Here is a 9,497-nt window from a genome sequence, read left to right on the forward strand (position 1 = left end):
GTGTGGTCAGAAAGTAGTCCAGACGGCCAGCAAAGGTCGTTCATCGAAGAGGCGCGGCGGCGGCAGATCATCGCGTCCGCGGTCGAGGTGATCTCCGAGGTCGGGTACGGCAATGCGTCGCTGGCGCGGATCGCCAAGCATGCCGGGATCTCCAAGGGGGTCATCTCCTACCACTTCGCCGGCAAAGACGATCTGATGACACAACTGGTCGTTCAGTTGTACATCTCGGGTGCCGAGCACATCGGGCCGAAGGTCGCCGCGGCGATCGGGCCGCGAAACATGTTGCTGGCCTACATCGAATCGAATCTCGCGTTCATCGCCGCGAACACGAACTACGTCGCGGCGCTGACCGATGTGGTGCTGAACCTGCGCGATACGGACGGCAGGCCGAAGTTCGCCTCGGCCGACGGGGAGCGGGAAATCATTGTGCCGCTGGTCGACATCATGCAGGAAGGCCAGCGCGCCGGGGACTTCGGCGAGTTCGACCCGTTAGTGATGGCGAAGTCGATCCGCGATGCGATCGACGGCGCGGCCGGGCGGGCGATCAGGGAACCGGATTTTGACATGGACGGGTACACGGCACACATGTGCCGGTTGTTCGATTTGGCTACGCGAAAAGCGGGGGAAGATGACTGACGTTGCGACAACCCAAGTGCGGCAATCGGATACGACCGACGAGCAGCCGCCCTTCGCGCTCGCTGGAGTAGGTGCCATCGCGATCGTCTCGGCGATCGCCTTGCTTGCTTCGGCGGGCCGCTACGGATTCTTCGGTGACGAGCTGTATTTCATCTCCGCGGGTCGCAGGCTCGCGGTCAGTTACGCCGATCAGGGTCCGCTGCTGCCCGCGATCGCCCGGCTGATGGATATCATCGCGCCGGAATCCATGGTGGCACAGCGTATTCCAGCGATGCTGGTCACGGTGGCCGCAGTGCTGATCAGCGCGCAGATCGCCAGGGAATTCGGCGGATCACGCAACGCCCAACTGCTGACGGCAACCGCTTACGCCACTTCACCTTTCCTGCTGGTGCAGGGAACTCAATTGGCCACCAACACCGTCGACACCGCGCTGTGGGTGTTGATCAGCTGGCTGCTCATCCGCTGGGTACGCACCCGGCACGACTCGCTGCTGCTCTGGGCGTCGCTGGCCACCGCCGTGGACATGCAGGTCAAATGGTTGATCCCGTTCTTCTGGATCGCCATCGCGATCGGCGTAGCGTTGTACGGCCCGCGTGACCTGTTCCGCCGTCCCGCACTGTGGTTGGGCGCGGGCCTGGTCGTCGTCTTCACGCTGCCGAGCCTGATCTGGCAGGCCGCGCACGACTGGCCGCAGCTGCGGCTCAGCGCCGTTGTCGCTGCGGAACAGGCCACCATCGGCGGCCGCTACAGCTGGCTGCCGCTGGCCATCGCCTCCGCCGGACTGCTCGGCGGCCTACTGCTGATCTACGGCATCGTGGCCCTGTTCCGCTGGGAACCGTTGCGCCAGTATCGATTCCTCGCCATGCTCCCATTGTCGCTCACCGTCGTCTTCATCGTCACCGACGGCAGACCGTATTACGCGGCAGGCTGCTTCGCCGCGATCTTCGCCGCGGGCGCGGTGCGCTGGACCGCGAAAGCCAGCCGTCCGCGCACCATTACCACCATTACGGTGATCGTCTTATCCGTTGTGCTAGTGGCGATTTCGATGCCCTGGCAGCCGGAGTCCGCGATCAAGCCCGCGAAGAGCCAGGCCCAGGCAGGCCTGTCGATCAGCGTCTACGGCCGATTCGGCTGGCCCGAACTCGCCGCAGCCGCGGCAACCGCCTATCAATCCCTCCCCGAAGCGGACCGCGCGAACGTCGCCATCATCACCGACTCCTACTGGCAGGCAAGCGCACTCGACATCTACGGCACCAACCTCCCCGCCATCTACAGCCCCAACCGCGGCTACGGCTATTTCGGCACCCCACCCGACTCCGCAACCACCATCCTCTGGATAGGCAACAAGGAATCCGACATCAGCCCCCTGTTCGCCTCCGTAACCCCCATCGGCCGCGCCGACGCCCCCCTCGGCTTCCCCGGCTCCACCCGCGACGTCACCATCTGGCGCTGCGACCACCCCCACGCCCCCTGGTCGCAGACTTGGCCGAGCCTGCTGAACCTGTGAACGAGCGTCAGTCAGGCGGAGTCGCGAGCATGGGCTCGTGCCGCAGGGTTCGGTAGGGCGATCTGGTTACCCAACCTTAAGGGCATAAGGTTTGGTAACGATGTCCCTTACCAAACCTTATCGCCTTAAAGTTTGCTAACGTAAGAGCGTGGTGAACGATCCGGCGGTTCCCCGGTGGCCCGCGGTCGCATACGAAGAGCGGCCGTGGGCGGTTCGTGATGCCTACGCGTCTCGGTCTCAGCTGCGCAAACATACGGGTCCCTACGCGGCGGCAGTGCTTCCGGCGATTGCGGACGCGGTCGTAGACCTGCCGGCGGGCTTGCTGGCCGAGGCGGAAGAGGCGGCCAATCAACTCGCGCGATTCGACGCTCATGTTTCCGCTGCGCTGGGTGCGGACTGCGAACTCGGACCGATGAGCGCCGTGCTGCTGCGTACGGAGAGTGCCGCATCGTCGCAGATCGAGAACCTGACCGTCGGGGCCCGGCAACTCGCGCTCGCCGAACTGGGCAAGCACACGAACCGCAATGCGCGAATCGTCACCGCGAACGTTCGAGCGATGGAAGCGGCGGTCGAGCTGAGCCGTACGGTCGATGCCGAGACGCTGCTGACCATGCATCGGGCGCTGCTCGAATCATCCAACTCGGACCATGCCGGGCGATGGCGGACCGAGCAAGTATGGATCGGCGGCAGCAATATCGGTCCGCATGTCGCCGATTTCGTTCCGCCGCATCACGAGCGCGTGCCGGACGCGATCGCCGACCTGGTGGGTTTCGTGCGTCGTGACGACATCCCGCTGGTCGTCCACATCGCCCTGGCGCACGCGCAATTCGAGACGATTCATCCGTTCACCGACGGAAACGGTCGCACCGGACGGGCGCTGGTGCATGCGATACTGCGTGGCAAGGGGCTGACTCGGCATGTGACCGTGCCTATTTCGGCCGGGCTGCTGGTCGATACGGCGGCCTACTTCGAGGCGTTGAACCGGTACCGAGCGGGCGATCCGGCACCGATCGTCCGTCAGTTCATCGACGCGGTGTTCTTCGCCATAGGCAGCGGAACCGCTCTCGTGGAGCAGCTGAGTTCGATTCGCGCGGAGTATCGCGAGAAGACCACTGCCCGTAGCGATTCGATCGCCTGGCGGGTGATCGATGTGCTCGTCGCGCAACCGGTGATCGACAACGCCTATCTCACTCGGATCTTTCAGGTCAGCGACGTCGCGGCCCAGCGGGCGATAGATCGTTTGGTCGAATTCGGTGTGCTCCACGAGGTTTCCCAGCGATCACGCAACCGGGTGTGGCAGGCCGACTTCATCCTCGCCGCCTTGGACGATTTCGCCGCCGGAATCCGTCGGGTGCGTGGCTGAGGCGAAAACGGGTGGCGGTGAGGTGGTGGCTTTGACACCCTTCGAGCATGGTCGATAGGGCATTCAGTGAGGCGCGGTTGGCCGCGGTGTATGACCGGTTCAATCCGTGGGAAGGGCGGGGGGACTTCGGGTTTTATCTGCCGTTGATCATGGATGCTCGGTCGGTGCTCGATATCGGTTGTGGGACTGGGGAATTGCTGCGTCGGGCTCGGGGAGCGGGGCATCGGGGGCGGTTGTGTGGGGTGGATCCGGCGGTGGGGATGCTGGAAGTCGCACGGGCGCAAGGGGATATCGAGTGGGTGCTGGGGGATGCGGGTGCGGTGCGGGGGTGGGTGGGGCAGTTCGAGGTGGTGGTGATGACTGGGCATGCGTTTCAGGTGTTGGTGGGGGATGACGAGTTGCGGGATACGTTGGCGGTTATTGCGGGGGTGTTGACCGACGACGGAAGGTTCGCGTTCGAGACGCGCAATCCGCTTGTGCGGGAATGGGAGACGTGGGATCGGCGGTATTCCGATGTGGTGTCGGATGCGGAGGGGGCAGTGGTGCACTGTGTGTGTCGGGTTGCTGAGCCGGTCGAGGGGGATCTGGTGTCGTTCACGCACACCTTCACCTGTGATCGGTGGGATCAGCCCGAGGTCAGTCACAGCACACTGCGGTTTCTCGATCAGGATGGATTGGCCGCGTTCTTGTCCGAGGCAGGGTTGGTCGTCGCGGAGCAGTTCGGGGATTGGGATCGCAGCCCGGTGACGGCGACCAGTCCGGAGATCATCACCGTCGCCCGGCGAGGTGCGTGAAGGCGACGACGCGCCGGTGTCCGATTCGTTCAAGACCGACCGCGTCGGTGCGGGTTGACTGGGAGCTACATCAAGTCGACCTCGAGCGGAGGAATGCGAGCATGAAAAGTCCATGTCAACGCGGTCACCCTGGGCGTGCGTGATCTCGAACGCGCACTCCGCTTCTATCGGGACGGACTCGGGCTCTCCTCGCCGGGCATCATCGGCACCGAATATGTCGCCGACGGCGACACTCCGGGCGGATCGGCGGCGATGTTCACCCTGGACAACGGCCTGACACTGTCGCTCTACTCGCGCACCGACCTCGCCAAAGACGCCGCGCTCCCGGTCGATCGCGTCGCCGGTTCCCCGATGAGTCTCGGTTTCTTCGTCGACGCCCGCGAAGACGTGGATCGCATCCTCGACCAAGCTCAACAGGCCGGTGGCACCATCGTTCGTCCGCCTCTCGAACGTCCCTGGGGCATCTACTCCGGCTACTTCACCGACCCCGACGACCACCTCTGGGAAGCTGTCTACTTCCTGAACGGCCAGCCTAGCAACTGATTTCGCGCCCGCCGACTGCACGCATTCATGGGACCTTTGCTGGTGGATCTTGATAGCATCTGCTCGACAGAGGCGTTCGAACAGCACGCGTCGAGTGTCCGGTAGCGCCTCTCCTGGGAGGTGTGTCAGCTTGTCTGGTCACGGAATGGGCATCGGTCGCTTGCTCACCGCGGTGTTGTGCGTGGGGGTGTTGGTCGGCGGGTGTACCTCGAGCTCCGATACGAATAAGGCGTCGAGTACGCAGACACCGGCGCCGGGGCAGGCGGGGACCTGGCCGCCGACCCAGGGGCGGGGGAAGTGCGAGGTCGATAAACAGACCGATGTGCCCGCGGCCATGCGGGACGGGACGATCCTGCGGGCGGATGTGTACCGCCCCAAGACCACTGATCAGGTCCCCGTCATCCTGATGCGCACGCAATACGGGAAAACCGCTGCGCAGATCCAACCTTCGCGTTATCAGACCCCGGACTGGTTCGCCTCGCAGTGCTATCTGGTTGTGATTCAAGACATCCGGGGCCTCGGCAAGTCGGACGGCGTCTTCACCGAGTTCGACAACGACATGCGCGACGGCTACGACAGCGTCGAGTGGGCGGCCCAATTGCCCGGCACGAACGGCAAAGTGGGCATGTACGGCTCGTCCTACATCGGCGCGACCCAGTGGCTCGCCGCGGTCGAGACCCCGCCGCATCTGGCCGCCATCGTCCCGGCCAACACCGCGTCCGACTACTACGATGGCTGGACCTACGAGGGCGGCCAGTTCCGGCTCGGTTTCGTCGAGCCGTGGGCGATGGGCACGATCGGGCTGGAAGCGGCCGAACAGCGCCACGACACCGCCGCGGTGAACCAGATCCAAGCCGCCATGCAGAACGCCACCCAGTGGATGAATTTCCGTCCGTACAAAGACTTTCCGCCGATGCAGCCGGGCAATCCGGCGGTCGCGCCGTGGTACTTCGACTGGATTCACAACTCGACCTACAACGTCTCGTGGAAGAACCGGAGCATCCGCGAGCGCTACCAGAACGTGAAGGTGCCGGTGCTCGACATGGAGGGCTGGTACGACGCGTTCCTGTCCGGCGGCATCGAGAACTTCACCGGCATGGTCGACAAGGGCGGCACGCCGGACGCGCGGCAGAATCAGCGACTGGTGATCGGCCCGTGGGACCACCTCGGCTGGGGCCGGCCGACCTCGACCATCGCGCCCCGGCTCGACCAGCTCGGACCGGTCGGCAACAGCCCGGTCAACGAGTTGATGCTGGCCTGGTACGACCACTTCCTCAAGGGCGTGGACAACGGCGTCGCGGGCACACCGCGGGTCGACTATTACGTGATGGGAGCGAACAGGTGGAAGTCGGCCCCGAGCTGGCCGCTGCCGCAAACCCAATGGGAGACTTACTATTTCAACGGCGGCGGCACGAACAGCACTGCGGGGCGCACCGGTAAATTGGTCGAGCAGGCACCGACCGGACCGGCCGACGCCGACCACTATCTCTACGACCCGACCGACCCGGCGCCGAGCGTCGGCGGCCATTCCTGCTGCGGCGTCGGCACCGGTCCGCAGGGACCGTTCGATCAGGCCGCCGTCGAACAACGTTCGGACGTACTGACTTACGACACCGAACCGCTCAGCGCCGACACCGAACTCACCGGCCCGACCACGGTGAAACTCTGGGCCTCCTCGACCGCACCGGACACCGACTTCGTCGCCCGCCTGGAAGTGCTTGCGCCGGACGGCTCTTCGGTGAACCTCAACAACGGCATCATCCGCGCCGCATTCCGTGACTCGCTCACCAACCCCACACCTATCGTGCCCGGCCAGCCCTACCAGTTCACCATCAAGATCTGGCCGACCAGCTACCAGTTCAAAGCGGGCGATCGCATTCGAATCTCGGTGTCCAGCAGCGACTATCCGCAGTACGCGCCGAACCCCAACACCGGCGAACCCTTCGGCGAGAGCACCCGCACCGAGCAGGCCACCCAAACCATCTACAAGGACCCCGAACACCCGTCCTCGGTCACTGTCCCCCTCATCCCCTCCGGCAACAACGGCTCGACCACGTTCGACCTCACCCCGCACAAGTAGAAACGACAATGGCGGCGTCGAGGACGCCGCCATTGTCTCGAGGGGAGAAACTAGTTCTTGAAGGTTTCCACCTTGTTGAGGACGACGTCGTCACGCGGCGCGCCGTCCGGGCTGCCGTCCCGGGTGCCCGCGGCGGCGACGGACTGGAGCACGTCCAGGCCGCCGGTGATCCGCCCGAACGGGGTGTAGCTGGGCGGCAGCGGGCTGTCCTTGTAGACCAGGAAGAACTGGCTGCCGTTGGTGTTCGGGCCCGCGTTCGCCATCGCGACGGTGCCCGCCGGGTAGGTGGCGCCAGCGAGGTTCTCGTCGATGATCTGGTAGCCGGGGCCGCCGGTGCCGGTGGCCGTCGGGTCGCCGCACTGCAGGACGAAGATGCCGTTGGTGGTGATCCGGTGGCACTTGGTGTGGTTGAAGTACTGCTCGTTGGACAGGAACGCGAACGAGTTGACCGTCTGCGGCGCCTTCGGGTCCAGCGCGATATCGATTGCCCCGCAGGTGGTGTCGAGCTTCGCGGAGTAGGTGGCACCGGGCTCGGTGGCCGGTCCGGGAGCCGGGTAGTTGGTGCGCGCCGTCACCGCGCCGTCCGCGGGCGCAACGCACTGTGCGGCCTGCTGCTGGGTGTGCACATCGAAGGTATTCGCCGAAACACCACCGGACGCGAACGCGGCGAGCGCCGCGGCGACCGCCGCGACCCCGACCACGCGTAGCACGCCGCGCGGCACCCCGAACCGCCATCCTCGCTTGCTGTCCCCGAACTGCCGCCCCTGCACTTCGCTGCTCACCGCTAGGAATCTCCTTCGATCGGATTGCGCACCGGCTGATGCCGTGCCGAATCATTCCATCTCCCCGCCGTCAGCGGGCCGGGACCGCCTCGATCGCTGCGAATTCCACACATCTGCAGGTAAATAGGGGTCCTTCGCATAACTCACGGGTTCTTCGCCCGGCCGATAGATGTTCGTGGGCTATCGGACAAGCCGAAACGGCACTGACACCTCGATGGCAGATGTCTCTGGGCTATATGAACAACAAGCGAAAAGTGCGCTCAGGCGCGCCGAACGCGGCGGTAGGTGGGCGCGGCGACGGTGGCGGCCGCGAGTTCGGTGGCGAGCCAGTCCAGATCGTTGTCGGTGAGCACGGAGATGGTGATGCGGAGGTGGTCGGTGGGCGGGTGGTCGCCGACGATGAAGGGGCCGCCGGGCGCGGCTTTGATGCCTGCGGCGGCGAGGGAGATCATGGCGGCGTTCTCGTCGGCGACGGGGAGCCAGAGGTTGATGCCGTCGCCGCGCGGGACGGTGATGCCGCGACGGCCCAGGGCGCGGCGGAGTTCGGCTGAGCGCCTGCGGTATTCGGCGCGGGCGGTGGTGACGGCGTGAATGGCGATGTCGTCGTCGAGCATGCTCAGCAGGACGCGTTGGAGTAGTCGGCTGGTCCAGCCCGCGCCGAGCATGCGGCGTTCGATGACCGGGTCGAGGAGGTCGGCGGGGCCGCCCGCGACGGCGAGGCGGAGGTCGGCGCCGTGGGATTTGGAGTACGAGCGGATGTGGACGGTGCGGCGGGGGAGGCGGCTGCCGAGGGAACGCAGTGGGGCGGCGGCGATTCCGGCGGAGTGGTCGTCCTCGATGACGAGAGTGCCCGCGTCGAGCAGGATGTCGGACAGCTCGCGAATGCGGCGCGCGGTGAGGGAGACGCCGGTGGGGTTCTGTCCGCGCGGTTGCAGAATGAGCGCGGTGACATCGTAATCGGTGATGGCACGGGCGAGTTCGGCAGGCAGCACACCGGATTCGTCCATCCGGACGGGGATGGGCCGGGCGCCGAGACCGGCGAGCAGGTCGAGAAACGGTGGGAAACAGGGATCTTCGACCGCCACCGCGTCACCGAGCCGGACGTGCGCCGACAGCAGCCGGTCGACGGCATCCAGCGCGCCGTCGAGGACGGCGATCCGTTCCGCACGAAACGGCCAGTCGGCCCGGACTTTCGCGGCCAGCTCCGGCAACACCGCCTCACCGAGATAGTCGGCGGCGAGGTCGCTGGCTCCGTCGCGGGTGAGATCGCGCAGCGCGGCACCGAGATCGGGCAGCAGCTCGGGATCGGGTGTGCCACGGGAGAGATCGATCCGAAAAGCGCTGTAGGACGGCGGATGTAGCCGCTGATAGCGGCCGACAGCGGTAACGGGCCTGGTAGCGGCAGGCGCACCAACAAAGGTCCCCGCTCGTCCCCGCGCGACGATCGCCCCCGCCGCCGCAAGCGCCCGCCAAGCCTGATTCACCGTCGCAGGCGAAACCTTCAACTCGCGAGCAACTTCCCGAACAGTCGGCAGCCTGGCCCCCGGCGCCAACGCCCCCGACCGAATCTGCCGACTCACCGCCGCCGCAATCCCCGCCGGCGTCCGATCCCCCAACTCCGCAATGAACTGCCCCACCGCATCCCTAGTCCCCTCAACCGTCACAACCCACCCCGCTCACCCGCAGGATCTGCACTCTCTCTCGGGATCTGCACTCGCAATAGGGCCCTATTGCGAGTGCAGATCCCGAGAGAGAGTGCGGGGATGGTGCACCAGCGCGCGGTGTGCGCTCG

The 9,497-nt window shown here is 65.7% G+C and carries 7 protein-coding genes and 1 pseudogene; 6 read left to right on the forward strand and 2 right to left on the reverse strand.

Translation table 11 applies throughout. The features are described 5' to 3' along the window. The 6 genes and pseudogenes from ACFWF1_RS39945 (at nucleotide 1) to ACFWF1_RS39970 (ending at nucleotide 6,923) form a co-directional block, all read left to right on the forward strand. Nucleotides 1-636 carry a TetR/AcrR family transcriptional regulator gene (locus tag ACFWF1_RS39945; RefSeq protein ID WP_379290365.1) on the forward strand — a complete coding sequence of 212 codons (636 nt, stop codon included), beginning with the start codon at nucleotides 1-3 and terminating at the stop codon, nucleotides 634-636. Continuing rightward, a complete protein-coding gene (locus tag ACFWF1_RS39950; RefSeq protein WP_379290367.1) occupies nucleotides 629-2,143 on the forward strand; it encodes an ArnT family glycosyltransferase in 1,515 nt (504 codons plus the stop codon). Before ACFWF1_RS39945 ends, ACFWF1_RS39950 begins: the two co-directional genes overlap by 8 nt. 151 nt (nucleotides 2,144-2,294) lie before the next feature. Continuing rightward, entirely contained in the window at nucleotides 2,295-3,506 is a 1,212-nt protein-coding gene (locus tag ACFWF1_RS39955; RefSeq protein WP_379290461.1) for a Fic family protein, read from the forward strand. Nucleotides 3,507-3,553: 47 nt separating this feature from the next. After that, nucleotides 3,554-4,300, forward strand: a complete 747-nt coding sequence (locus ACFWF1_RS39960; RefSeq protein ID WP_379290369.1) for a methyltransferase domain-containing protein — start codon at nucleotides 3,554-3,556, stop codon at nucleotides 4,298-4,300. 126 nt (nucleotides 4,301-4,426) lie between these two features. Next, nucleotides 4,427-4,843, forward strand: a pseudogene (locus ACFWF1_RS39965) (VOC family protein); the annotation flags it as partial. A gap of 145 nt (nucleotides 4,844-4,988) precedes the next feature. Further along, a complete protein-coding gene (locus ACFWF1_RS39970; protein ID WP_379290371.1) occupies nucleotides 4,989-6,923 on the forward strand; it encodes a CocE/NonD family hydrolase in 1,935 nt (644 codons plus the stop codon). Between the two features lie 50 nt (nucleotides 6,924-6,973). On the opposite strand, the gene ACFWF1_RS39975 is transcribed toward ACFWF1_RS39970, so the two are convergent. Both ACFWF1_RS39975 and ACFWF1_RS39980 read right to left on the reverse strand, forming a co-directional pair. Continuing rightward, nucleotides 6,974-7,705 carry a peptidylprolyl isomerase gene (locus ACFWF1_RS39975; protein WP_379290373.1) on the reverse strand — a complete coding sequence of 244 codons (732 nt, stop codon included), beginning with the start codon at nucleotides 7,703-7,705 and terminating at the stop codon, nucleotides 6,974-6,976. Between the two features lie 260 nt (nucleotides 7,706-7,965). Then, nucleotides 7,966-9,369, reverse strand: a complete 1,404-nt coding sequence (locus tag ACFWF1_RS39980) for a PLP-dependent aminotransferase family protein (protein WP_379290375.1) — start codon at nucleotides 9,367-9,369, stop codon at nucleotides 7,966-7,968. Nucleotides 9,370-9,497 lie beyond the last annotated feature (128 nt).

It is taken from the genome of Nocardia sp. NPDC060255, from assembly GCF_042727395.1.
Taxonomy (GTDB): Bacteria; Actinomycetota; Actinomycetes; order Mycobacteriales; family Mycobacteriaceae; genus Nocardia.

What these genes read in the sequence shown, in the direction of transcription:
- ACFWF1_RS39960 (WP_379290369.1), top strand. Translation starts at nt 3,554, where the DNA reads ATGGTCGATAGGGCATTCAGTGAGGCGCGGTTGGCCGCGGTGTATGAC.
- ACFWF1_RS39950 (WP_379290367.1), top strand. Translation starts at nt 629, where the DNA reads ATGACTGACGTTGCGACAACCCAAGTGCGGCAATCGGATACGACCGAC.
- ACFWF1_RS39970 (WP_379290371.1), top strand. Translation starts at nt 4,989, where the DNA reads ATGGGCATCGGTCGCTTGCTCACCGCGGTGTTGTGCGTGGGGGTGTTG.